Here is a 22,506-nt window from a genome sequence, read left to right as displayed (position 1 = left end):
GTATTTAGATAGTTACCTAACCAATTAAAGGCCAGCAGCTGCGCGAAGTGCTTCAGCTTTATCTGTACGTTCCCAAGGGAATTCGTCACGACCAAAGTGGCCGTAAGCCGCTGTAGGAAGGTAGATAGGGCGTTCTAAATCAAGCATTTGAATTAAGCCGTAAGGGCGCAGGTCAAAATGTTCACGAATAAGCTCGATTAAACGGCTTTCTTCTAGCTTGCTTGTACCAAACGTTTCAACGCTGATAGAAGTAGGCTCTGCAACACCAATTGCGTAAGAAACTTGTAGCTCACATTTGTCAGCAAGGCCAGCAGCAACAATGTTTTTAGCAACATAACGTGCAGCGTATGCAGCACTACGGTCAACTTTTGATGGATCTTTACCAGAGAAAGCACCACCACCGTGACGAGCCATACCACCGTATGTATCTACAATGATTTTACGACCTGTTAAACCACAATCGCCCATTGGTCCGCCAATTACAAAGCGACCTGTTGGGTTAATGAAAAACTTAGTCGCGCTTGTAATAAGTTCTGCAGGAAGTACCGGCTTGATGATTGTTTCCATCACCGCTTCTACTAAATCTTTTTGCGAAATGTCTTCGCTGTGCTGAGTAGAAAGCACTACAGCATCAATACCTACTGGCTTGCCGTTTTCGTATGCAAAAGTAACTTGAGATTTTGCATCTGGACGTAACCAGTTAAGCTCGCCGCTTTTACGAACTTGCGCTTGGCGCTGTACTAAACGGTGTGAGTAAGTAATTGGAGCAGGCATTAGTACTTCTGTTTCGTTACATGCGTAACCAAACATTAAGCCTTGGTCGCCAGCGCCTTGTTCTTCAGGGCTAGTACGGTCAACACCTTGGTTAATGTCTGGAGACTGTTTACCAATTGTGTTTAAAATTGCACATGAATCGGCATCAAAGCCCATGTCTGAATTTGTGTAGCCAATGTCACGAATTGTTTTACGTGTAATTTCTTCGATATCAACCCATGCGCTAGTCGTGATTTCACCACCAACCATAACCATACCGGTTTTCACGTACGTTTCACACGCTACGCGAGCATGAGAGTCTTGCTCTAGGATAGCATCAAGTACCGCATCAGAGATTTGATCGGCGATTTTATCCGGATGACCTTCAGAAACTGATTCAGAAGTAAATAAATGTTTTGCCATTGTATTTCTGCTCACAAATATTGCGCTTCACAAACGTCGGTATTAGCGCTAAAAAATTAAGGGGCGTATTTTATCGAAAACAAAACACCTTGCATAGTGTTTTTACGCCTAGACGTCTAAATAAAATTACGAATGTCGTTCTGGTCTTAAAAAATATTCATAATGCTCCCTTTTATGGGGTTTTTAATTGCACACCGCCCCCACAATAAGTAAGAATGGTCGGTATAACAGTATTCAATAAACTTGGATACATAAACGAATAATAAATACCCTTGCAAATACACATATAAAGGTAGGAGAATTCATGCCATCTCGCAAAGAACTTGCAAATGCTATTCGCGTCTTGTCAATGGACGCAGTACAAAAGGCCAAATCTGGTCACCCTGGAGCCCCTATGGGCATGGCTGATATCGCAGAAGTATTATGGCGCGATTATCTAAAACATAACCCAACGAATCCAGAGTGGGCTGACCGTGACAGATTTATTCTTTCAAACGGCCACGGTTCAATGCTTATCTATTCTCTATTGCACCTAAGTGGTTACGACTTACCACTGGACGAAATTAAAAACTTCCGTCAAATGCATTCTAAAACACCAGGTCACCCTGAATATGGCTATGCACCAGGAATCGAAACTACTACTGGTCCATTAGGTCAAGGGATCACAAATGCCGTAGGTATGGCAATTGCTGAAAAAGCACTTGCTGCACAGTTTAACCGTGAAGGTCACGATATTGTTGATCACTTTACCTATGCATTTATGGGCGATGGCTGCCTTATGGAAGGTATTTCTCATGAAGCAGGTTCACTTGCAGGCACATTAGGTCTGGGTAAACTTGTTGCATTTTGGGATGACAACGGCATTTCAATCGATGGCGAAGTAGAAGGTTGGTTTACAGATGATACACCAGCTCGCTTTAAAGCATACGGTTGGCATGTAATTAGTGGTGTTGATGGCCACGACAGTGATGCTGTAAGTGCTGCAATCGCAGAAGCAAAAAGCGTTACCGACAAGCCATCACTAATTTGTTGTAAAACAATTATTGGTTACGGCTCACCTAACAAATCAGGTAGCCATGATTGTCACGGTGCTCCACTAGGTGATGACGAAATTAAAGCATCTCGCGAATTTTTAGGTTGGACTGGCGATGCTTTCGAAATTCCTGATGATATTTACGCACAGTGGGATGGCAAAGAAAAAGGTCAACAGCTTGAATCAAGCTGGGACGAAAAATTTGCAGCATACGCAAAAGCATACCCAGAGCTTGCTGCTGAATACAAGCGTCGTATTAATAACGAACTTCCTGGCGATTGGGCTGAAAAATCTCAAGCATATATTGAGCAATTACAAGCAAACCCAGCAAACCCAGCGTCTCGTAAAGCATCGCAAAATGCATTAAATGCGTTTGGTCCGTTATTACCAGAATTTATGGGTGGCTCAGCCGATTTAGCTGGCTCAAACTTAACAATTTGGGATGGCTCTAAAGGTTTAACACGCGATGATGCAAGCGGTAACTACATTTATTACGGTGTGCGTGAGTTTGGTATGTCGGCAATTATGAATGGTATTGCGCTTCATAAAGGTTTTATTCCTTACGGTGCTACGTTCTTAATGTTTGTTGAATATGCAAAAAATGCCGTACGTATGGCTGCATTAATGAAGCAACCAAGCATTTTTGTATACACGCACGATTCAATTGGTTTAGGTGAAGATGGTCCAACTCACCAACCAGTAGAGCAAATTGCAAGCATGCGTTTAACGCCTAACTTATACAACTGGCGCCCATGTGACCAAGTTGAGTCGGCAATTGCATGGCAACAAGCTATTGAGCGTAAAGACGGTCCTACATCGTTAATCTTTACTCGCCAAGGTCTTGAGCAACAAGCGCGTGACGCACAGCAATTAGCAGATGTTAAAAAGGGTGGTTACATCCTTAGCTGTGACGGCAATCCAGAGATTATCTTTATTGCGACGGGTTCTGAAGTGCAACTAGCACAAGATTCAGCAACTGAGCTACGCAGCCAAGGTAAAAAGGTACGTGTTGTATCTATGCCATGTACTGATGCCTTTGAAGATCAAAGCGCAGAGTATAAAGAAAGCGTATTACCGGCATCTGTTACACGCCGCGTAGCAGTAGAAGCGGGTATTGCTGACTACTGGTACAAGTACGTAGGTCTAAATGGCGCAGTAGTAGGTATGACTACCTTTGGTGAGTCAGCGCCTGCAGGCGAGCTGTTTGAGCACTTTGGTTTTACAGTGGCAAACATTGTAAGCAAAGCAAACGAGCTTTTTTAATCGATTGCTTTAAAGATTAAAAGCCCGCCTTGTGTAAAACAGGGCGGGCTTTTTTGTTTGTAGGTCGTGCTTTAGCGCGTTATACCAATCTGCTTATATGTGGGGTCTATTTAACGTTAAGAAAATTACGCTAGAACTAGGCAAAAATTTTTGTATCTAGTTGTTCTAAATAAAAATTTTTAACGACGTAATAGTGCAATTTAATTTGTTAAATTGATCAAAGATTTATGCAGGTTGGTGTTAAAGGTAAATCAAAAATATGACGCCATAAATGACGACCTACAATGGAGCCAGAAAGATGTAATTCAACATTAAAATACTACGTTAAATTATTTTTGCTCTAATAAATAATTTAACGTAGTATTTTAACCCAGACTCATTTACAAGGAAGAAATATGTCTTGGTCTAAACTCAATAAAACTATCAATGCTCATTCTGTTATCCCACTTGACGCGCTTAGCTGTCGAGATTTTGGTGTGATGCTACCCGTTAATTTTCCATTTAATAAAGTTAAATTTACTTGCCAAGCACTTGCTATGCTATCGCAGCTCAATGACTATGATTTAAAAATGGTATGCGCCGATATTATTCAAATATGCGCGAACCCTAATGCTACAAACTCAATTAAGCATAGCCGTAACCCGCTGCGCCGTTTATGGCGAACAAAGTACCCATTTCGTAATTATCATTTTTTAATTGAATACTCACTTAAAAATAATTTTATCAATTTGGAAGATATACTTTTCGATAGGCAATTGCAGGGAGCTAAAAGTAACTTTGCTGCAGAGCGTACGATGCTTTATGAAGTGAAAAGGCTTAGTAATCATACTTATAATAAAGCCATGAAGAGGGAAGAGATAGAAGAAATACAAGGAGCGTGGGATGAAGACGTTACTCCAACGACTCGAGTCAATACACAACACGCAGCAGTCAATGGTATGCAAAATGAGCTTACCAAAGCTACATGGTTAATGGGCACCCACCTTGATAGAGCTTATGAGGGAGACGGTATTAAAGCTTATACGCTGTTTCATAACCCAACAGATCGACCAAAGCTAGATTTGGTGGAATGTGCGTTTGATAAACGCTTAGGTACTAAATCCCATAACGCTCAACATTTAGCAGCGGTGTTGGCACAAAATAACCAGCAAGGTAAGCAGGTTAAATGGTTAGCGCACAGCCAAGGCGCGATAATTTTTTGCGCAGCCCTGGAGCACTATCGTATATATTATGGTAAGTCACTTACAGGCCAACAATTAGCCGTGCATGGCTCAGGCTCAAATATCGAGCGTTTAAAACGCATTGCCCATAGTACCGGATTAAAAGTTGTTGCGGTGCGTAATAACCCCTATGATTTAGTACCTAATCTAGCTGGCCGTAATGACTTATCGTCAAGCAGTCTTGTCCGTTCGATGAAATTTAAAGGCTTAGTTACAGGTGATGATGCTGGTGCCAGCCCTCATACTTTACCATTTTTAGGTCTAGTCACTTACGCTGACCAACTGCAAATGCTTGGTTATAATGATAAGGCCGATGTAGTAAGAAAGTTTATTAAAACTCTACCTACTACGGATGCACGGTTATGATCAAATTAGCTAAGGCGTTTTATCGTGGTTTTATTGGTGGGCCCAATTTTGAAAATTGTGTTCACCATCGTCTTATTTTAGAAGACAGACTACTCACTCTCGATGTACCGGATAGCAATGTCGCAGCTGTACCGTCTACTATTGATATATCGTTTCCCTATAATTCAACAAGCTGGTTTAACCAACATAAAAAAAACTATTTACATCATGAATACGTGCATATGCTCACTGAAAATTGGATGTATTTACCACCAGTTAGTTATTTGCCCAGTAGTGAGTATGGCATGCTCAGTTGTCAGTTACGGATTAAACAAACCAATAAAATCAATGTGCTTGATATCAGCCAATTAAAACATTTTGTAATTGATGAGTACGATGACTTTCATTGGGCCCCAGATGGAAAAAACACTAAAATCAAAAATGATACCACCTTAGAATCGAGTAAAAGAGCAAATCCTTGGCAGGGGGAAGCTTTAAAAGAAGAAATTATAGGTCGTATTGAATCTTATGGAAAGCCGCCATTACCTGCCGCTAAAGAGGTTATGATTAATAATCGCCAATGGGTATTTTACCAAGTAAAAAAAGTAATAGGCGCTCTCGTCACGATTTTTATTGTTTGCCATTAAGTGAGCATGCTTTTTTAGAAGTAAAGTTTAACCATCGTGTTGATCGCTCTGACAAGCATAAAAAATGGGCTAAGCATGCGCTTGAATCACAACAGCGGATTATGGAATCAATAAAGCTCAGTGATTTACCTCCAGAACACGATAATTTAATTGCTGACAATTCTAAAAGTGTTTAATTTAGCCAAGGCGTTTTATCGTGGTTTTATTGGCGGGCCCAATTTTGAAAATTGTGTTCACCATCGCCTTATTTTAGAAGGTAAGCTATTAACCCTTGATATGCCTAGTAGTAATGTTGCTGCTGTACCTTCTACAATTGATGTCTCATTTCCCTATAATTCAACAAGTTGGTTTAATCAGCACAAGGAAGATTATTTCCACCACGTATATGTACATATGCTTACTAAAAACTGGATGTACTTGCCACCAGTAAGCTATTTACCAAGTAGTGAGTATGGCATGCTTAGTTGCCAACTAAGGATTAAACAAACTAATGAAATCAATGTACTGGATACCGTGCAATTAAAGCGTTTTGTGATTGAATCATACGATAACTTCCATTGGGGACCTGATGGCAGAAATACCGAAGTTAAAAATGATACTACATTAGAATCAAGTAAAATGGCCGTCCCTTTTGAGCCTGATGAGTTAGAGGAAGAAATTTTAGGGCGTATTGAGACTCGAGGATATCCACCACTACCAGCAGCCAAAGAAGTTATATTTAACAATTGCCAGTGGGTGTTCTACCAAGTAAAAAGAAATAATAGCCTCTCTCGTCAAGATTTTTATTGTTTGCCATTAAGTGAACATGCTTTTTTAGAGGTTGAATTTAATCATCGTATTGATCGCTCTGATAAGCATAAAAAATGGGCTAAGCATGCACTTGAATCACAACAGCGGATTATGGAATCAATAAAGCTCAGTGATTTACCTCCAGATCACGATAATTTAATTACTGATAACTCGCAGGGCGTTTAACTTTGTCAGAGCCTTATCTCTTTTTTTGAAAGCGCAGTGTCTCTTATTCCTCCTTGTAATAAATTATAAGTTCTGTTGCGCGATCTCGCTGGTTTAAAATTTTGTAAAAGAGTTACTTTTAAAACAAGAAAAGCTAGCTTTACAAAAAGTTGCACCAAAAGTTAAGGAGCGTTATTTGTAGACGTAGAGCTTGCTCACGTGAGAAGCGTAGCTTCTAATTATTTAACATATCCTCTAAAAGCTAATATTCAATAAAAATAAGTTGTTGTTTGCCGTTATGATATTTTGACTTAATGTTTTTCGCTCCACTTCCTTGCAAGCTCATTATGTATCAGGCAATGTGACCGCAATTAAATATAAAAATTAGCAGGAGCTAAAAATGCCAAAGTTCGATAACGTAAGTGTAGTAAAAAAAGCCAATGTATATTTTGACGGAAAAGTATCGAGCCGTACCGTTATTTTAGGTGATGGCGAAGCGAAAACGTTAGGCTTTATGCAACCAGGTGAGTTTGTTTTTGATACAAACCAAAAAGAATGCATGGAGCTTTTAGCTGGCCAATGGGATATTTTATTACCAGGTGCAAGTGAGTGGAAAACATTTAACGCGGGTGAGTCGTTTAATGTTGATGCAAATGTAAGCTTTAAAGTAAAAGTATCTGATTTTGCTGACTACTGTTGTTCGTACACAGATTAACCAATCTTAGTTTAAGTTAAGTAGACGTCTGAAAGCCCATGTACAATGGGCTTTGCATAAACTTTGCACAACGCATGATTTAAATCACCAAAAGCCGCAAATAAACCTCAAATATCTCTCTTTTTTCCTTGTGTTAATCTAAATAGCCCCCAATACTATTTATGAGGTAACAAATAAAAGGATACCCTATGAAAATTAATCTTTCTGGTCACCATGTTGAAGTTACTGACTCTATTAGAGAGCACATCAACGAAAAATTTTCAAAAATCGAGAGCCACTTTCCATCGCTTATTGCACTCGATATTATTTTGTCTAAAGAGCATCATAAAATCCAAGCTGAAATTAGCACTAATTACGAAAGCACGCGCATATCGGTAAAAGGGGAAAACGAAGTTATGTACCCTGCCATTGCAAGTGCAGCTAAAAAACTCGATGCGGCACTAAAACATCGAAAAGGGCAGATAAAAGCAAACCTACACGAAAAGCCTGTTAGCACGACACCTGAAATCGCACACGAGATCATCCAAGAGATGGATCTTAAATAAAATTTAGTTCCAAAGTATTATAAAAAAGAGCCGTATGGCTCTTTTTTATTGCCTGTAATTTAGGTAAGTTATGCGTTCTTGCAGTTTATTAATCAAAAGAATTAATAAAAGCAGCGTACAACACACATATTTTGAGAAATTAATGCACACAACAAAAGCAGTATGGAAGTCTCGACTAGGTGCGCTTGGACCTGGAATACTCATGGCAACAGCCGCTATTGGTGGATCTCACCTAGTTGCCTCTACGCAAGCTGGGGCAATATTTGGCTGGCAACTATTTTGGCTAATCCTTGTTGTTAATGTTTTAAAGTACCCGTTTTTTCGCTTTGGTATGGAATACACACTCGCGACTAAAAATAGCCTAGTGGAGGGCTATAAGAGTCAAGGCCCGTTTTATTTTTACAGCTTTATCGGTTTAAACATTGTAGCCGCCGTCGTTAACACCGCCGGCGTACTACTACTTACCGCAAGCTTACTGCATTACGCGCTGCCTGTAGTGATAGAGGTAACACTGCTATGTTGGATATTATTAGGAGTGTGCTTAGCCATATTATTGTTAGGGCACTTTAAAGCGCTCGACAGTGTGGCCAAAGGCATAATGGGATTATTAACACTGGCTACCGTTATTGCCCTTGCCATTGCGTTTAGTAACGGCCCAATGGCACCTGCTGACTATGTAGGGCCTTCACCATATGAGCTTGCCATGCTTAGCTTTATGGTGGCTTTAATGGGCTGGATGCCAGCGCCCATCGAAATATCAGCGCTTAGCTCTTTATGGCTAAAAGAAAAACAAGCCCAGCAAACAGTAACTAAAAGCCAAGGCCTGTTCGATTTTAACGTAGGTTACTGGCTTACAGCTGGCTTAGCACTGGTGTTTTTTAGCTTAGGTGTATTAGTGCAGTACGGGCAAACCAGCAGTATAGAACTCGGCGGTGTCGCGTTTGCCAAGCAGCTTATTGATATGTATGCATTAACAATAGGCGAGTGGGCAAGGCCGCTTGTATCAGCAATCGCTTTTTTATGTATGTTTGGCACTACACTCACCGTGCTAGACGGCTACGCCCGTACGCTTAACGAATCTCATAAACTACTTGGCTTTAAGCAATCAAAACACAGTCTAAATATTTGGTTAATACTACAAGCACTTGCCGGTATGGCCGTTATTTTATTTTTTAAATCAGCCCTTGGCCCCATGCTTACCTTTGCGATGACGCTTGCTTTTGTAACCACCCCCGTTTTTGCATGGCTTAACTTTAGCCTAGTGCGATCAGAGCCTGATATTAAACACAGCGTGTTATTGCGCAGTTTAAGTTGGCTAGGTTTAGTGTACTTAGTGGGCTTTGCTGTTGCGTTTGTAGTGTGGAAACTAGCAGCCTAAATAGAGCCACTTACTTTAGGGTTTTAATTAAAGCTCTAAAGCATTAAATTCTAGGATTAAACGAGGTATAAATGGATATTAGAATAGGTGAGCTTTCAAACCCACACGTTATAAAACTACTACAAGCGCATCATAACGATATGTTAAAACACTCACCTGTTGAGAGCGTACATGCACTTGATGTGAGTAAACTCACTCAGCCCGATATAACTTTTTATAGCTTATGGATTGATAATAATTTAGCGGGTGTTGGCGCTTTAAAAGCACTAAATACAACGCATGGCGAAATTAAATCAATGCGCACATCAAGCCATTATTTACGCCAAGGTATAGCCGCTAAGTTACTCACGCATATTATTGAGCAAGCAACTTTACGAGGTTACAAAAAGTTAAGCTTAGAGACCGGCACTGCAGAGGCATTTTTACCCGCACAAAAGCTTTATACTCAGTTTGGTTTTAAAGAATGCGAACCGTTTGGTGATTATGAGGTAGATCCGTACAGCTTGTTTATGAGTAAAGGGCTTTAGCTTAAATGTAGAGTTATATTAGTTCCACTTGGCTGGCTCACCTGAAAGCTAAGTTATTTATTTAATTGTTCTATTTAATCAACTGGTAAATTGTTCAACCTGTTTTTAGGTTACCAATAATCGCGTTTATCACAAAAGAAGTCTAAAAATGCGCGCACTTTGCTCTGAATAGGATTTGATGGGTGATAATAGGCGTACACTTGAGCGTCTTCCCACCAATGTTTTTTTAGTATTGGGACTAGGCGACCTTCATTGAGTGATTTTTGAATTTGACTTGAGTCTACTGGGGCGTTAATTAACCCTAAACCAGCTTCCGCCAGTTCGACGATACCGCTTACTGTTTTAACTTGGCAGTGCGGTGTTACATAAATAGGCTCACCATTTTCACTTTGCAACACTAAAACATTACTGGGTTGATTATACAAATAACCTACTACGTTATGATGTTCCAATGCCTTAATATCTGTCGGATCCCCTTGGCGCTGTATGTATTCAGGAGATGCAAAAACGCCATATTTCGAACGCCACAAAGGCTTGCGTTTTAACCCTGGATAGCGCTCTCCCAGATAGGAGCTAACAGCCCAAAAAACATCAAACTCGCTTTCATTAATATTAATAAGGGATTCTTTAACGTCCATTGTTATATTGAGTTCAGGATAAAGTGCTGTAAATTCTGCCATCCAAGGAACTAGGGTTTCTTTTATTATATCGTTCGCTTGGCAAATAACCCGTAGCTCTCCATTAATCATGCTATCACTATTGTGGCTCCACAATATCAACTCTTGATGTTGTTGAAGAAGCTGGGCTGCTTTGTGTTTAAAAGCACTACCAAATTCAGTAAGAATTAGTTTTCGTCTAGATCGAACAAATAAAGCTTGGTTCAGTTGAGTTTCTAAACGAGCAATTTGTTTGCTAATAGCCATAACTGTTTTGGCTTCGGCCTCTGCAACCCTAGACATGTTGCCTATTTCAGCAACCTTACAAAAGGTCGTTAAATCTCTTGGATGAAACATAGTAAACTTTTTGTTTAATTATTATCTGTTTTTAATATATTTATTTAATTAAGTCTAGCAATTAATCTTGCCTCACCAACCCAAATAAATTCGACAGGAAAGATGATGACATTACATATAGGTGAATGGATTGTATTATTAATGATTATGGCAATGCCAGTATACAGTTTCTGGGAGTCCGACAAAACAAAGCGAGCGGTCATTGCTGGACATAAAACTAAATTGCGCATGTATCAAGAAACGATGGTTTATTTATGGTTCCCAACAGTTACGCTGCTTGCTTTGGTATTGATGCAAGTAGTCAGAATCAGTGATATTGGCCTTTATTGGCGCTCTAGTATGGCCAATTGGGTTGGCGCTTGTTTGGTAATGTGTTTATTCGTTTACTTGGTGTTGGGAGTCTATAAAACCAAAAGTAATTCCCAAAATAACGAAGAACTACGCAATACAATGAAAACTCATAGCTGGATGATGCCCGCATCTCGTTGCGAATTAACTTGGTTTACATTTGGCGTGTCTATGTCCGCAGGGATTTGCGAAGAGTTATTGTTTCGTGGTTTTTTACTTTCTGTTTTTAGTGATTATATTGGTTTATTTGCCAGCTTAATATTAAGTAGCTTTTTATTTGGACTTTGTCATATTTACCAAGGTTGGTTAAATGCTATTCGAGCCGGTATTTATGGATTAGTTTTTAGTGGTATTTATATCCTTACAGATTCTTTGCTAATCGTTATTATTCTTCACGCCATGATTGATATTTATAGCGGGATTATTGGCTACTTAATAAATCAAAGCTCTATTGATAATGCTAAGTTATATATTACGAAAAGCGATACAAAAGCAACTGCGCCATAATATTACACCCTCAAAGTTTATATATGAGTAAAGCGCTTTAGTTAAAGCAAAAAATACCTGCCGCCAATCGTTTAAAACCTTTAATTGAATTTATACGCTATCTGCGTACACTTCTATGTATAAAAAGCCAATTTGTTTAATCAAGCATATTCGAAAGGTACTGAGAGCTGTACGCGAATGATGACGAGTATCGTTTATTTCAAGCAGATCTAATGGTTAATCCAAAACAGGGCGATGTGATTCAAGGAACAGGCGGCTTACGTAAAATACGAGTTGCGAGCAAAGGAAAAGGTAAGCGTGGCGGTTCAAGAGTTATATATTATTACTTGGACGACAAAAGACGTTTTTATCTACTCACTATTTACAGTAGAAACGAAGTAACCGATTTAACAGCAGATCAGAAAAAGCAATTAAAAGAATTCTTAGAGGTGTGGCACAATGAGCAAACGTGATTTATTTTCAGAATTAACTACAGCACTTGTAGACGCTAAAGCGCATTCACAAGGAAAGCTTACGTTACGTTCTCATGTAGTAAAGGATATCAACGACCTTGCTATCTCACCTGATGAAATAGTAAATATTCGAGAAGCATTTAATATGTCGCGCGGTGTATTTGCAAACATTCTGCATACATCATCAAGAACGCTCGAAAACTGGGAACAAGGACGCAGCGCACCGAATGGGCAAGCGATAACATTATTAAAGCTTGTGCAACGTTATCCTGAGACGCTAAATCATATAGCTGAGTTGTAAGTTCCTTTGGATTATTTATTATTTTAAAAGACAAAAAGAAAGACGCGATCTATTACTTTCTTGTGGCAGCTAAGAGCGAGAAGCAGTCACTCAGGTAAGTTGTCATTAACTTAGCAAGAACAAGAGGAAACTTTCCTCTTTTTTACATGTTTATATAAGCAGCAAGAAGAGTAATATTTATAGTTGGCAATAGTTTACGCTATTTGCTATTAATATAAGCTCATAAAATAAGGACGTTTTCACGCTAAAAAAGGGAAAGTGTCCTCTGATAAAGTTGTTAGGGCTCAGGGAGGAAAATTTGCCAAAATATGAAGTAGCTTATTTTAAAAATGATGATGAAGTATGGGAGGCAGTTTCTTTTCGAGAGTTACACAGAGAAGAGCGAAGAGCAGAGCTTAGAACCAAAGAGCTTAGAGATAAGCCTGATGGTAGCTATCAGCTTGGGATAAGAAACCATCCAAAAACGCCTCATTTTTATGAAATGAAGCCAATCAGATTTGATATTGAACCCGGTGTAACTGAGAGTGAAGAGCATACGAGAGAGCAAAGGATTATATGTTCATTTTTAAACAAGTATGCCAAGCATGAGCTGGGTTACTATGAAAGACCGTGGGATGAAGAAAACAAAGGCTACGAATCATTCGCCAAACTGAGGAACTATCATTGGGCAAAGGAAGTTAAGTTTGGCTTAGTGTATGGCAAGTTTGTGCTATTTGATATTTTAGGGCGAAGTTCAACTGAAATATCTCTGACTGATAAGAACCCGCTCGTAGCTATCGAAGTTGTAGACACTCATTTCCACTCTAAAGAAGCATTTAAAGTACTGTTAGAAACAAGCAAAAACCTTCCACTAATTGTGGGGTATATGTTTTTGCCAGAAAAACCAAGATTAAACACAATCAAAGGGGTGAAAAACTCAAATTGGTTTTGTAAAAATAGAATCCATTGTTATATAAGTGATGGATCTTTTTGGTTTAGAAATGAGCGAGTTGAAGAGCTATATGATGTAAATCCTCGTGAACCAGAGGTTTATTACAATTTAATTAAAGAACAAATATACGAACAAGGTTTTATTCGCACAAAGCCCTAACAAGCGGCTGCTGTCGGACTGGCAAAAGTTCCAGCTTCGCCTCCACTTTTGCCAGCCGCAGAGCCGAGCGTTAGTTTTAAGTGCAACTCTCAATTATCTTGCACTCTTTTTATAGGAAAGTTATGAACATAGAACATAGTGTTAGTGAATTTGCTGATTGGATTGGTGAAGTCTTACGTTTCGAAATCGAAGAAACTGAAGAAAATTTTATATATACACCAGTACGATTTAATGATGTAAAACTCGTATTATCTAAGCAAAAACTACAAAATGAAATTGATTTACTTTCTAGCTTCCAAGCTTCTTCAGATACAATATTATCAACTGATAAAACTTATGAAATCATTGTCCGTGAAGAAAGCCCTTTTTTCAGGTTTACTCCAAGACCTAGTGGCAATGATGTAGTTATCCAACAAGATGATGAGGATAATCATGTTAGTTATACTTTAGGTAGGCCTTCAAATGAGTTTGTGCTTTATTTGGTTCAAAAAGCAGCGCTATTAGGTGAACCTAGAGCATTATATCGCTCAGTGATGAGTAGTTCTATGATGCGGAGAGAGTTAGAAAGTGAGCCCTGCATTCTTGCTCTACTAAGAAAATTTGTTGGTGGGCGAATGTCACTAAAAGTTACATCAAATGCTAAGAAGAGCACTTCTGAATTTGAAAGATTTTCAACTGCTTTTTTATTCAATATTAGTTACAACACTGATACTGCTTTTGTTCAACAACGAGATTTTGAAGAATTACTTCGAACAGGGCGAATAACTAAAAATCGTAGGCAAAATATAGAAGAGATTGATCCTCCAAGACGTTCTTACATACCAGATTTAATTCATCACTATCAACTCGCGATTGGAACTGAAAACCCAATGCTAGAATACATATCATTTTATCATATTGCCGAGCACTTTTTTGAAGCAGTATTTACAGATGCGTTAGTTGAAAAGGTTAGAAATAAGATCACTCATGCAGATTTCTCCTATAGGAGAAAAAAAGATATTTCATCTCTTATAAAGGAAATTGGAAACTCTATAAAGCTTAGAGATGATAGTTTTACGTTTAATGAACAAGAAGGTCTCAGGTTAACATTAGAAAGGCATGTGAATTTAGATGAACTTAAAAATAAATTGAATGAATATGATTCTTCTCTAGTTGAGTACTATAAATTAAATGTTGTATCATTTTCTGGCGCGGGAAAGGTTGACTTGAACGGAGACGATGAGGCTCTAATTTTCAAACACTTGGCTAATCGAATATATAAAAATAGAAATTCTATTGTTCATAGCAAAGACTCCGAGAAATCAAAATACACGCCATTTAAAGATGATGGAACCTTAGTAAAGGAAGTACCTCTACTAAGGTTCGTTTCTGAACAAATTATTTTTGAAACATCTACTGTAATTTAAAACTAACAAGTGGCCAAGGTTTCGAACGTCCGGAAATGGCACTGAGCTGTCATTGATATGAACTATCAACTCAGCTCTTTTATCGCTCTACTTATTCCATCTAAACTCAGCGCATACATGCGGTTGTTCATTAACTCTTTTATAAAGCCAATTGACTGATAGTACGGCCAGTGTTCAACGGGTTGTGGGTTGAGCCAGGCGACTTTATCAAAGTGGTTTGTGACACGTTGTAACCAGGCACTGCCGGGCTCTTCGTTGTAGTGTTCTACCGAGCCGCCAGGGTAGGCTATTTCGTATGGGCCCATAGTAGCATCGCCAACAAATATTACTTTATAGTCGCTGGTAAATTTATTAATCAGCGTCATGGTGTCAATCACGTTTGAATGGCGGCGCGCGTTGTCTTGCCAAACGTGCTCGTATAAACAGTTATGAAAGTAGTAAAACTCTAGGTGTTTAAATTCGCTGTGGGCGGCGCTAAATAATTCTTCGCAGGTATGAATGTAGTCATCCATTGAGCCGCCAATATCAAACAGCATCAATACTTTTACGGCATTGTGGCGCTCGGGTGCCATTTTTACATCAAGCATGCCGCCTTGTTTTGCAGTAGCGCGAATAGTCTCGTTTAAATCTAGCGTGTCGCTTGCGCCAGTGCGAGCAAATTTACGTAACTTTTTAAGGGCGAGTTTAATAGTACGCGAGCCAATTTCGCGATCCGTGTCGAGGTTTTTGTATTCTCGTTTATCCCACACTTTTACGGCTTGGCGGTTACGGTTGCCGTCTTGCCCAATACGTACGCCTTCGGGGTTATAGCCATAGGCACCAAAAGGTGATGTGCCGCCAGTGCCCACCCATTTATTGCCGCCTGCGTGGCGTTTTTGTTGCTCTTGTAAACGCTCTTTTAGGGTTTTCATAAGCTCATCGAGCCCGCCCATGGCTTTAAGCTGAGCTTTTTCTTCATCGCTTAGGTTTTTTTCAAACTCTTTACGTAGCCAGTCTTCAGGTAAGTTGTGGTGTTGCTTTAAACTCTCGAGCAAATCAAGATCGGCAATACCGCTAAAGTAGTCGCTAAAGGCTTTGTCGAAGCGATCAAAGTGCGTTTCGTCTTTTACCATTATAGTGCGAGCTAAATGGTAAAATGCATCTACGTCGGCAAATATAACGCCTTTTTTTAATGCGTTTATTAAATCGAGTAACTCGCGCAGGCTTACAGGTAAACGGTATTTACGTAGCGTGAAAAAAAACTGTACTAACATGTTAGCGACGGCTCATAAACGCGAGCTTTTCGATTAGGCTTATATCTTGCTCATTTTTAAGTAATGCGCCAAACATGGGCATTAAACCGCCTTTTTTAGCTTTGTCGTGCAGTGTTTTAGCGTCTATGTCTTCTGCCATTAGTAGTTTAAGCCAGTCGAGTAATTCGCTGGTGGAAGGCTTCTTTTTAAGGCCGCTTGCTTCGCGCAGGTTAAAAAACACCTCGAGTGCTTGGCGTACTAAATCTTGTTTAACGTTAGGGTAGTGCACGTCAATAATTTGCTGCATTTCATCGCTGCTAGGAAAATCAATGTAATGAAAAAAGCAGCGGCGTAAAAATGCGTCCGGTAATTCTTTTTCGTTATTTGATGTGATGATCACAATAGGGCGCTCTTTTGCGACAATGCGTTCATTAGTTTCGTAAACATGAAACTCCATTTTATCAAGCTCAAGTAGTAAGTCGTTTGGGAACTCTATGTCGGCTTTGTCTATTTCATCAATTAATAGTACTGGGCGTTTGCCGTTAAGCTCTGCATACGTAAATGCCTGCCAAAGCTTACCTTTAACGATGTAGTTACTAATGTTGTGTACGCGCTCGTCACCTAATTGGCTGTCGCGCAGGCGCGAAACCGCGTCGTACTCATATAAGCCTTGCTGCGCTTTAGTAGTCGATTTTATATGCCACTGAATAAGCGTGGTATCTAAGCTTTTAGCCAACTCCTCAGCCAGCATAGTTTTACCTGTGCCAGGTTCGCCTTTAATTAAAAGTGGTTTTTCGAGCATAATGGCAGCATTTACAGCTTGTTTAAGCGCGCTACTCGCTATGTAATTGTCAGTTGAATTAAATTGCACGGTGTACCCTTGTCTGGTCTGAGCAGTAAGTTATTTTGTTATAATGCCATAGTTAAGCAGCAGGTCCAATATAAGCAAAACGCGGTATAGTTTTACTGTCTTTTTCAACAGTTTCTAAAAACATGCTTAATGGGCGCGCCCATATACCAAATTCACCATAAAGTGCTTGGTAAATCACAAGTTGTTCCTCGGTTTCGCTATGGGTGGCAACATGAATAACTTTATATTGCGGGCCTTTGTAGTGTTGGTATATGCCTGGTTTTAGGGAAAGTGGTTTTATTGCTGTAGTCATGTTTTGATCTCTTGTATAATTTGGCTTTGCACTTTTAATGTTAACTAATTTGCCAATACTATGAACTATATTTCTTTAGATGATTACAAAAAGGCGTGGGTTTTTCGCCACAAAGATTTACCTGTATCTGATGAAGACGCAGCAAAAATAAAGCCTATGAGCGACGAGCGCGCAGCCGTACTTTGGACAACCATGGTGAGCCGTGAGTTTGATCACCCTGATTTTTTTGAAGACACCGATTGGTGTGGTCAAGAAAAAAGCTTTAGCCAAGAAGTAGATTGGCAAGATGCGTGGGAAAATGGTGATGCGCTACCACCAGAAGCAATCTTAACGTTTTTAGATTGGGAAGCTAACACCACGGTTTATTTTTGTATGGCACGCGATAATATTATCGAAACGACGTTTGATGTATTTAAACGCAATTGGCAAAACTTTATGTTTTTAGCTGATGGCAGTTTATTAATTGGTAAAAAGCGTAATACGGTTGTGCAATTTTTAGAATCAGGTAAAGCTAAATTAGGTGAAAAGCCAAGCGCTTAAATTAGTATGTAATGCTTAAAAAGCATTCAGTACTGTGCTATAAAACATTTACCTAAATGTTTTTGAGTAGAGCTATTGGTAGCGAAAAATCAGTCACTTGGTGCTCTGCAACAAGTTGAAATTTGGCAAACTGATGCGCAAAAAGTGTTATATGCACAATTGTGCAATGCATTTTATCAGCGTGAGGTTTTGCGTTTAGTCGCAGAGCCTAATGCTGATAAGCTACGTCGGCAGTTAAAAAGCCTACCCTATTATATTGAGCGAGCGGCAACGTTAGTTGCCAATGGTGACACACCTTTTACGTTGGACTCGCAAAATGGGTCTTGGCTTGAAAAACAAAAACCGACACCACCCGATGTGAATGTTCAAGCTAATGAACTTTTTTATCAAACACATGCCAAAGTGGGGTTAATAGTGCCTGTTATATTGCATGGCTACGATCAGGTGCGCCTGAGAATAGACAGTATCGATCAGTTAGATGAAAATAAGCTGCATTGTAACGAGCTAGGTTGGTTTGATTTTTTAGGAAATGGGCTTGAGCAGCAAAACGCTCAGTTAATAAAGCCAAGTAAGGTAAGTTTTACCGCAGCTTGTTGTGGGCATCAATGGCAGTTTTCAAAGCGCTGCTCACCACGGCTCTTATCACTACGCGAAATGCTTTTAGCGGGTAGTATTAATTGGCGCAATTTAAAGCGCCCTTTAGCTTAATAAAGTTAAGGTATTCGGGATTTAAAATAAGGAGTGTTAAATGCGATTTTTTCAAGCTTGCTTATTGTGCTTAGCACTGTTTGTGCAATATAGATTATGGTTTGGTCATAATGGCGTACAAGACTACACGCGATTAAAAGGTGCTGTCGCATCACACCAACACACTAACGAAAAGCTTATTAAACGAAATAAAGTGCTTACAGCTGATATAGAAGATTTAAAGCTTGGCCAAGAAGGTATTGAAGAGCGTGCACGCAACGAATTGGGAATGATTAAACCGGACGAAACATTTATTCGTGTTTTACCGGGCAAACAATATGACAAATAAACAGACTATTGCAGCAATTGTACCTGCTGCAGGTGTTGGCAGTAGGATGCAGCACAATGCGCCTAAGCAATACATACAATTAGCGGGTAAAACCATTTTAGAACACACCTTAGCTAAACTTTCTCAATTACCTAAATTAAGCACTATTGTTGTTGCTCTTAGCGACAGCGACCCCTATTTTGACGAACTTTCATTCGCTGATAAGCGCATTGTTCGCGCCAGTGGCGGAAATGAACGTGCCGATTCAGTGCTCAATAGCTTACTTTTTTTAGCGCCCAATCCTCCAGCATGGGTGCTGGTACATGATGCTGCACGCCCGTTAGTTAATATTAGTGATATAGAACGCTTAATTGATGAATGCATGTGTGCTGACGAAGGTGGTATTTTAGCTAGCAAAGTAAAAGACACCATAAAACGTGGCCACACACATGCCCTACAAACTGTGCCACGAGACGATTTATGGCAAGCACTTACCCCACAATTTTTTAAATATGACGAGCTTAAAAATGCACTTCAAAACGCATTAGCAAGTGGGGCAACTATTACCGATGAAGCCAGTGCTATTGAATGGGCGGGCAAACCGGTAAAGCTTGTGGCAGGGCGCAGCGACAATATTAAAATAACCACACCAGAGGATTTAGATTTGGCTGGGTTTTTATTACATAAACAACAAAACGAGAGTGCATTATGATACGAATTGGCCATGGTTTTGACGTACATAAATTTGGCGGCGAAGGCCCGTTAACTATTTGTGGTGAAAAAATTGATTACCCACAGGGCTTTTTAGCGCACTCCGATGGCGATGTTGCTATTCATGCATTATGTGATGCTATTTTAGGCTCCCTTGCTATGGGTGATATTGGTAAGCACTTTCCCGATACAGCTAGTGAGTATGAAAATATTGACAGCCGTATTTTACTTCGCCATGTGGTGGGCTTAGCTAAAGAGCAAGGTTATGTACTTGGCAATGGCGATGTGACTATTGTTGCGCAAGCGCCAAAAATGCTGCCACATATTCAAGCTATGCGTGCTAATTTAGCCAGTGATTTAAATTGTGACCTTTGCCAAATTAACGTTAAAGCCACTACTACCGAAAAGCTAGGCTTTGAAGGGCGCAAAGAAGGTATTTCGAGCCATGCGGTGGTTATTATGAGTAAAGAGCCTGCGAGTACAAAAAACGCATGAGCGATTTAAATTATTTATACGGTGCACCGCTTTCTAAAGCTGATTTTAAAACCACTGCTGAAGACTTTATGGTTGATGAAGACTTAGGTATAGAATTTACCGGCAGTGGCGAACACGTGTGTTTGCAGGTGGTTAAAAAAGGCGAAAACACGCAATACGTTGCAAAGCTAATTGCGCAGCGTGCGGGTGTTTCACCGCGAGACGTAAGTTACGCAGGCATGAAAGATCGCCACGGTGTGTGCTCGCAGTGGTTTAGTGTAAAAGTACCGATTAAAAAGCCTATCGATTTTAGCGACTTGAATAGCGAGAGTATTTTTATTGTTTCGCAACAGCGCCACGACCGTAAGTTACGTACGGGCTGCCACAAAGGTAATAAATTTACTATTACGCTTCGTAATGTAACCAAGCCTCTTGATATTCTATGCCGTATTAACGCAGTACGCGCAGGCGTGCCTAATTACTTTGGCGAGCAGCGCTTTGGTCATGGTGGTCATAACTTAGTTATGGCTGAAAAAATGTTTGCCGGTGAGCGTATTCGCGATAAAAAGTTGCGCGGTATTATTATTTCAGCAGCACGATCGCATGTATTTAATCAGTTAGTGAGCCTGCGTGTAAAAGAGCATGGTTTAGCTAAAACAATGCACCGTGAAGTATTTATGCTCAGCGGCAGTAATGCATTTTTTGAAGATGCGATTAACGATGAAAACATTGAGCGATTAGCCACTGGCGATATTATGATGTCGGCACCTATGGTGGGTAAAAGTGAAAAAGGCTTAACCGAGCAAGAAAAAGTATGGCTTGCACCTTACCAAGCATGGTGCGATGGCTTGGGTGAACTCGGCCTTAAAAATGAGCGCAGAATGCTGCGTTTAATTCCGCAAAACTTAACGGTTGAGACCATAGATGAAACGAGTTTAAAACTGAGTTTTGGTTTGCCAAAAGGGTGTTTTGCAACCGCATTATTACGCGAGCTGGTGGATTATACAGATGCAAGCCCACGAGAGCGCAAAGAAAAGGATAATGGCATAAATGAAGATACTGTTAAGTAACGATGATGGCGTAAATGCCAAAGGCATTGCGGTTTTATATCAGGCGCTTATACAAATTGCAGAGGTAACCCTTGTTGCACCTGATCGCAACTGTAGTGGCGCGAGTAATTCTTTAACATTAATGAACCCGCTACGAGCGACGACACTCGAAAATGGTTTTATGTCGGTTAATGGCACGCCTACAGATTGTGTACATTTAGGTGTAAATCAGTTGGTTGATGAAAAACCAGATCTAGTTGTTGCTGGTATTAATCATGGTGCCAACTTAGGTGACGACACGCTGTATTCTGGCACAGTGGCTGCCGCGACTGAAGGACGTCATTTGGGCTTACCTGCAATTGCGGTATCGCTTTGCTCACATAAAGGCGAGCATTTTGAAACAGCCGCTGCTGTTACCGTCAATATTATTAAGGGCTTGGCTTCGCATCCGCTTCCAAAAGATCAAATAATAAATATTAATGTGCCAGATATTCCACTAAGTGAATTAAAAGGGGTGCAAGTAACACGTTTAGGCGCTCGTCATAAAGCCGAAACCATGACCAAACAAACGGATCCCTGGGGTCGTGATATTTATTGGTATGGATCGCTTGGCACCGAAAGTGATGCAGGTGAAGGCACCGACTTTTACGCAATCAATAATGGCTATGCCTCAGTTACGCCATTAAGTGTTGATATGACCGCTAAAGATAGCTTAGAAGCGGTAGGAGACTGGCTTGCCGATTTGGAGATAAACCGTGCTCGCTAATTATACGCGCAGCGCCAAAGCGTTATCTGATTTACTACAGCGCGAAGGCGTAGAAGATACCCAAGTGCTTAGTGCTATTGCGAATATTCCGCGCCATGTTTTTATTGATGACGTGTTGCAACATAAAGCGTATGAAAATACAGCGTTACCCATCGGGCAGGGGCAAACTATATCGCAACCTTATATTGTTGCCCGTATGACTGAGCTACTTCGCCTTGCGGGTGTTCGCAATAAAGTACTGGAAATTGGTACTGGGTCTGGTTACCAAACTGCAATTTTAGCTAAAACGTTCACTAAAATTTATTCAGTTGAGCGTATTAAAGCCTTGCAATGGCAAGCCAAACGTCGGTTACATCAACTCGATTTATATAATGTGTCGATGAAGCATGGTGATGGCTGGCAAGGTTGGCAGTCACAAGCGCCTTTTGACGGTATTATAGTGACGGCTGCGGCCTCTAAAGTGCCAAAAGATTTACTTGCTCAATTGGCTGATGGTGGCGTGTTATTAGCCCCTATTGGTGAAAGTGATCAAAAATTAGTAATGGTTATTCGCAACGGCGACGATTACACAGAACATGTTATTGCACCAGTTAGGTTTGTACCACTGGTACCTGGCGATATTGAATAGGAATTCAT

The 22,506-nt window shown here is 40.1% G+C and carries 26 protein-coding genes; 21 read left to right on the top strand and 5 right to left on the bottom strand.

The window, feature by feature from the left end; all coding sequences use genetic code 11:
- Positions 1-24: 24 nt before the first annotated feature.
- A complete protein-coding gene (metK, locus tag P20495_RS13020) occupies positions 25-1,176 on the bottom strand; it encodes a methionine adenosyltransferase (protein WP_007377800.1) in 1,152 nt (383 codons plus the stop codon).
- Between the two features lie 304 nt (positions 1,177-1,480).
- Here metK and tkt point away from each other — a divergent pair, with 304 nt between their 5' ends.
- From tkt to P20495_RS13060, 8 genes are all read left to right on the top strand, one after another.
- Positions 1,481-3,472 carry a transketolase gene (gene tkt, locus P20495_RS13025; RefSeq protein WP_008135324.1) on the top strand — a complete coding sequence of 664 codons (1,992 nt, stop codon included), beginning with the start codon at positions 1,481-1,483 and terminating at the stop codon, positions 3,470-3,472.
- Between the two features lie 395 nt (positions 3,473-3,867).
- Positions 3,868-5,058: a hypothetical protein gene (locus P20495_RS13030; RefSeq protein ID WP_008135322.1), complete on the top strand. Its 1,191-nt coding sequence runs from the start codon at positions 3,868-3,870 to the stop codon at positions 5,056-5,058.
- The gene (locus tag P20495_RS13035) at positions 5,055-5,684 is read left to right on the top strand and encodes a hypothetical protein (protein ID WP_008135320.1); all 630 of its coding nucleotides are present in this window, start codon (positions 5,055-5,057) and stop codon (positions 5,682-5,684) included. The genes P20495_RS13030 and P20495_RS13035 overlap by 4 nt, the downstream gene beginning before the upstream one ends.
- A gap of 150 nt (positions 5,685-5,834) precedes the next feature.
- Entirely contained in the window at positions 5,835-6,659 is an 825-nt protein-coding gene (locus P20495_RS13040; RefSeq protein ID WP_242401469.1) for a hypothetical protein, read from the top strand.
- 379 nt (positions 6,660-7,038) lie between these two features.
- Complete coding sequence (locus P20495_RS13045; protein ID WP_002958974.1) at positions 7,039-7,353, top strand: pyrimidine/purine nucleoside phosphorylase; 315 nt, start codon at positions 7,039-7,041, stop codon at positions 7,351-7,353.
- Between the two features lie 188 nt (positions 7,354-7,541).
- Positions 7,542-7,898 carry a ribosome hibernation-promoting factor, HPF/YfiA family gene (hpf, locus tag P20495_RS13050; RefSeq protein WP_008135315.1) on the top strand — a complete coding sequence of 119 codons (357 nt, stop codon included), beginning with the start codon at positions 7,542-7,544 and terminating at the stop codon, positions 7,896-7,898.
- A gap of 202 nt (positions 7,899-8,100) precedes the next feature.
- Positions 8,101-9,276, top strand: coding sequence for an NRAMP family divalent metal transporter (locus P20495_RS13055; protein ID WP_008135313.1), 1,176 nt, complete (start codon positions 8,101-8,103; stop codon positions 9,274-9,276).
- Between the two features lie 71 nt (positions 9,277-9,347).
- Positions 9,348-9,803 (top strand): GNAT family N-acetyltransferase, encoded by a 456-nt coding sequence (locus tag P20495_RS13060; protein WP_008135311.1) that lies wholly within the window; start codon positions 9,348-9,350, stop codon positions 9,801-9,803.
- Between the two features lie 110 nt (positions 9,804-9,913).
- Here the strand turns inward: P20495_RS13060 and P20495_RS13065 are convergent, their stop codons facing one another.
- Positions 9,914-10,816 (bottom strand): LysR family transcriptional regulator, encoded by a 903-nt coding sequence (locus tag P20495_RS13065; RefSeq protein WP_008135310.1) that lies wholly within the window; start codon positions 10,814-10,816, stop codon positions 9,914-9,916.
- 105 nt (positions 10,817-10,921) lie between these two features.
- On the opposite strand from P20495_RS13065, the gene P20495_RS13070 reads away from it, so the two are divergent.
- From P20495_RS13070 to P20495_RS13085, 5 genes are all read left to right on the top strand, one after another.
- Entirely contained in the window at positions 10,922-11,671 is a 750-nt protein-coding gene (locus P20495_RS13070; RefSeq protein ID WP_008135308.1) for a CPBP family intramembrane glutamic endopeptidase, read from the top strand.
- Positions 11,672-11,883: 212 nt separating this feature from the next.
- The gene (locus P20495_RS20385) at positions 11,884-12,123 is read left to right on the top strand and encodes a type II toxin-antitoxin system RelE/ParE family toxin (protein WP_008135307.1); all 240 of its coding nucleotides are present in this window, start codon (positions 11,884-11,886) and stop codon (positions 12,121-12,123) included.
- A complete protein-coding gene (locus P20495_RS13075) occupies positions 12,110-12,424 on the top strand; it encodes a DNA-binding transcriptional regulator (protein ID WP_008135305.1) in 315 nt (104 codons plus the stop codon). The genes P20495_RS20385 and P20495_RS13075 overlap by 14 nt, the downstream gene beginning before the upstream one ends.
- A 298-nt stretch (positions 12,425-12,722) precedes the next feature.
- Entirely contained in the window at positions 12,723-13,514 is a 792-nt protein-coding gene (locus P20495_RS13080; protein WP_008135303.1) for a hypothetical protein, read from the top strand.
- 122 nt (positions 13,515-13,636) lie between these two features.
- Positions 13,637-14,920, top strand: a complete 1,284-nt coding sequence (locus P20495_RS13085) for a hypothetical protein (RefSeq protein WP_008135301.1) — start codon at positions 13,637-13,639, stop codon at positions 14,918-14,920.
- 65 nt (positions 14,921-14,985) lie between these two features.
- On the opposite strand, the gene P20495_RS13090 is transcribed toward P20495_RS13085, so the two are convergent.
- The 3 genes from P20495_RS13090 to P20495_RS13100 are packed head-to-tail and all read right to left on the bottom strand — an operon-like array spanning position 14,986 to position 17,315.
- Positions 14,986-16,173 carry a VWA domain-containing protein gene (locus P20495_RS13090; protein WP_008135299.1) on the bottom strand — a complete coding sequence of 396 codons (1,188 nt, stop codon included), beginning with the start codon at positions 16,171-16,173 and terminating at the stop codon, positions 14,986-14,988.
- Position 16,174: 1 nt separating this feature from the next.
- A complete protein-coding gene (locus P20495_RS13095) occupies positions 16,175-17,023 on the bottom strand; it encodes a MoxR family ATPase (RefSeq protein ID WP_008135298.1) in 849 nt (282 codons plus the stop codon).
- Between the two features lie 52 nt (positions 17,024-17,075).
- Positions 17,076-17,315, bottom strand: a complete 240-nt coding sequence (locus P20495_RS13100) for a DUF1653 domain-containing protein (protein WP_008135296.1) — start codon at positions 17,313-17,315, stop codon at positions 17,076-17,078.
- A 60-nt stretch (positions 17,316-17,375) separates the two neighbouring features.
- Here P20495_RS13100 and P20495_RS13105 point away from each other — a divergent pair, with 60 nt between their 5' ends.
- The 8 genes from P20495_RS13105 to P20495_RS13140 all read left to right on the top strand — a co-directional run bounded on the left by P20495_RS13105 (position 17,376) and on the right by P20495_RS13140 (position 22,498).
- Positions 17,376-17,855, top strand: a complete 480-nt coding sequence (locus P20495_RS13105) for a DUF2947 domain-containing protein (protein ID WP_002958965.1) — start codon at positions 17,376-17,378, stop codon at positions 17,853-17,855.
- Between the two features lie 75 nt (positions 17,856-17,930).
- Positions 17,931-18,563 carry a hypothetical protein gene (locus tag P20495_RS13110; RefSeq protein WP_008135292.1) on the top strand — a complete coding sequence of 211 codons (633 nt, stop codon included), beginning with the start codon at positions 17,931-17,933 and terminating at the stop codon, positions 18,561-18,563.
- Between the two features lie 40 nt (positions 18,564-18,603).
- Positions 18,604-18,891 carry a cell division protein FtsB gene (ftsB, locus tag P20495_RS13115; protein ID WP_007376067.1) on the top strand — a complete coding sequence of 96 codons (288 nt, stop codon included), beginning with the start codon at positions 18,604-18,606 and terminating at the stop codon, positions 18,889-18,891.
- Complete coding sequence (ispD, locus tag P20495_RS13120) at positions 18,881-19,582, top strand: 2-C-methyl-D-erythritol 4-phosphate cytidylyltransferase (protein WP_008135289.1); 702 nt, start codon at positions 18,881-18,883, stop codon at positions 19,580-19,582. Before ftsB ends, ispD begins: the two co-directional genes overlap by 11 nt.
- Complete coding sequence (gene ispF, locus P20495_RS13125) at positions 19,579-20,076, top strand: 2-C-methyl-D-erythritol 2,4-cyclodiphosphate synthase (RefSeq protein ID WP_008135287.1); 498 nt, start codon at positions 19,579-19,581, stop codon at positions 20,074-20,076. Before ispD ends, ispF begins: the two co-directional genes overlap by 4 nt.
- Positions 20,073-21,125, top strand: coding sequence for a tRNA pseudouridine(13) synthase TruD (gene truD / locus P20495_RS13130; protein WP_007376070.1), 1,053 nt, complete (start codon positions 20,073-20,075; stop codon positions 21,123-21,125). The genes ispF and truD overlap by 4 nt, the downstream gene beginning before the upstream one ends.
- Positions 21,106-21,870, top strand: coding sequence for a 5'/3'-nucleotidase SurE (gene surE, locus P20495_RS13135; RefSeq protein WP_007376071.1), 765 nt, complete (start codon positions 21,106-21,108; stop codon positions 21,868-21,870). Before truD ends, surE begins: the two co-directional genes overlap by 20 nt.
- Positions 21,860-22,498: a protein-L-isoaspartate(D-aspartate) O-methyltransferase gene (locus P20495_RS13140; RefSeq protein ID WP_008135284.1), complete on the top strand. Its 639-nt coding sequence runs from the start codon at positions 21,860-21,862 to the stop codon at positions 22,496-22,498. The genes surE and P20495_RS13140 overlap by 11 nt, the downstream gene beginning before the upstream one ends.
- Positions 22,499-22,506 lie beyond the last annotated feature (8 nt).

It is taken from the genome of Pseudoalteromonas sp. BSi20495 (assembly GCF_000241185.1).
GTDB lineage: Bacteria > Pseudomonadota > Gammaproteobacteria > Enterobacterales > Alteromonadaceae > Pseudoalteromonas > Pseudoalteromonas fuliginea.
The sequence above is the reverse complement of the archived record's forward strand: the minus strand, read 5'-3'. Positions and strand labels throughout refer to the sequence as shown.

Coding starts and splice junctions, on each gene's coding strand:
- P20495_RS13055 (WP_008135313.1), top strand. CDS start 8,101: ATGGCAACAGCCGCTATTGGTGGATCTCACCTAGTTGCCTCTACGCAA.
- ftsB (WP_007376067.1), top strand. CDS start 18,604: ATGCGATTTTTTCAAGCTTGCTTATTGTGCTTAGCACTGTTTGTGCAA.
- P20495_RS13030 (WP_008135322.1), top strand. CDS start 3,868: ATGTCTTGGTCTAAACTCAATAAAACTATCAATGCTCATTCTGTTATC.
- P20495_RS13075 (WP_008135305.1), top strand. CDS start 12,110: ATGAGCAAACGTGATTTATTTTCAGAATTAACTACAGCACTTGTAGAC.
- P20495_RS13065 (WP_008135310.1), bottom strand. CDS start 10,816: ATGTTTCATCCAAGAGATTTAACGACCTTTTGTAAGGTTGCTGAAATA.
- P20495_RS13035 (WP_008135320.1), top strand. CDS start 5,055: ATGATCAAATTAGCTAAGGCGTTTTATCGTGGTTTTATTGGTGGGCCC.
- P20495_RS13045 (WP_002958974.1), top strand. CDS start 7,039: ATGCCAAAGTTCGATAACGTAAGTGTAGTAAAAAAAGCCAATGTATAT.
- tkt (WP_008135324.1), top strand. CDS start 1,481: ATGCCATCTCGCAAAGAACTTGCAAATGCTATTCGCGTCTTGTCAATG.
- metK (WP_007377800.1), bottom strand. CDS start 1,176: ATGGCAAAACATTTATTTACTTCTGAATCAGTTTCTGAAGGTCATCCG.
- P20495_RS13105 (WP_002958965.1), top strand. CDS start 17,376: ATGAACTATATTTCTTTAGATGATTACAAAAAGGCGTGGGTTTTTCGC.
- P20495_RS13090 (WP_008135299.1), bottom strand. CDS start 16,173: ATGTTAGTACAGTTTTTTTTCACGCTACGTAAATACCGTTTACCTGTA.
- P20495_RS13060 (WP_008135311.1), top strand. CDS start 9,348: ATGGATATTAGAATAGGTGAGCTTTCAAACCCACACGTTATAAAACTA.
- truD (WP_007376070.1), top strand. CDS start 20,073: ATGAGCGATTTAAATTATTTATACGGTGCACCGCTTTCTAAAGCTGAT.
- ispD (WP_008135289.1), top strand. CDS start 18,881: ATGACAAATAAACAGACTATTGCAGCAATTGTACCTGCTGCAGGTGTT.
- P20495_RS20385 (WP_008135307.1), top strand. CDS start 11,884: ATGGTTAATCCAAAACAGGGCGATGTGATTCAAGGAACAGGCGGCTTA.
- P20495_RS13085 (WP_008135301.1), top strand. CDS start 13,637: ATGAACATAGAACATAGTGTTAGTGAATTTGCTGATTGGATTGGTGAA.
- P20495_RS13100 (WP_008135296.1), bottom strand. CDS start 17,315: ATGACTACAGCAATAAAACCACTTTCCCTAAAACCAGGCATATACCAA.
- P20495_RS13070 (WP_008135308.1), top strand. CDS start 10,922: ATGACATTACATATAGGTGAATGGATTGTATTATTAATGATTATGGCA.
- hpf (WP_008135315.1), top strand. CDS start 7,542: ATGAAAATTAATCTTTCTGGTCACCATGTTGAAGTTACTGACTCTATT.
- surE (WP_007376071.1), top strand. CDS start 21,106: ATGAAGATACTGTTAAGTAACGATGATGGCGTAAATGCCAAAGGCATT.
- ispF (WP_008135287.1), top strand. CDS start 19,579: ATGATACGAATTGGCCATGGTTTTGACGTACATAAATTTGGCGGCGAA.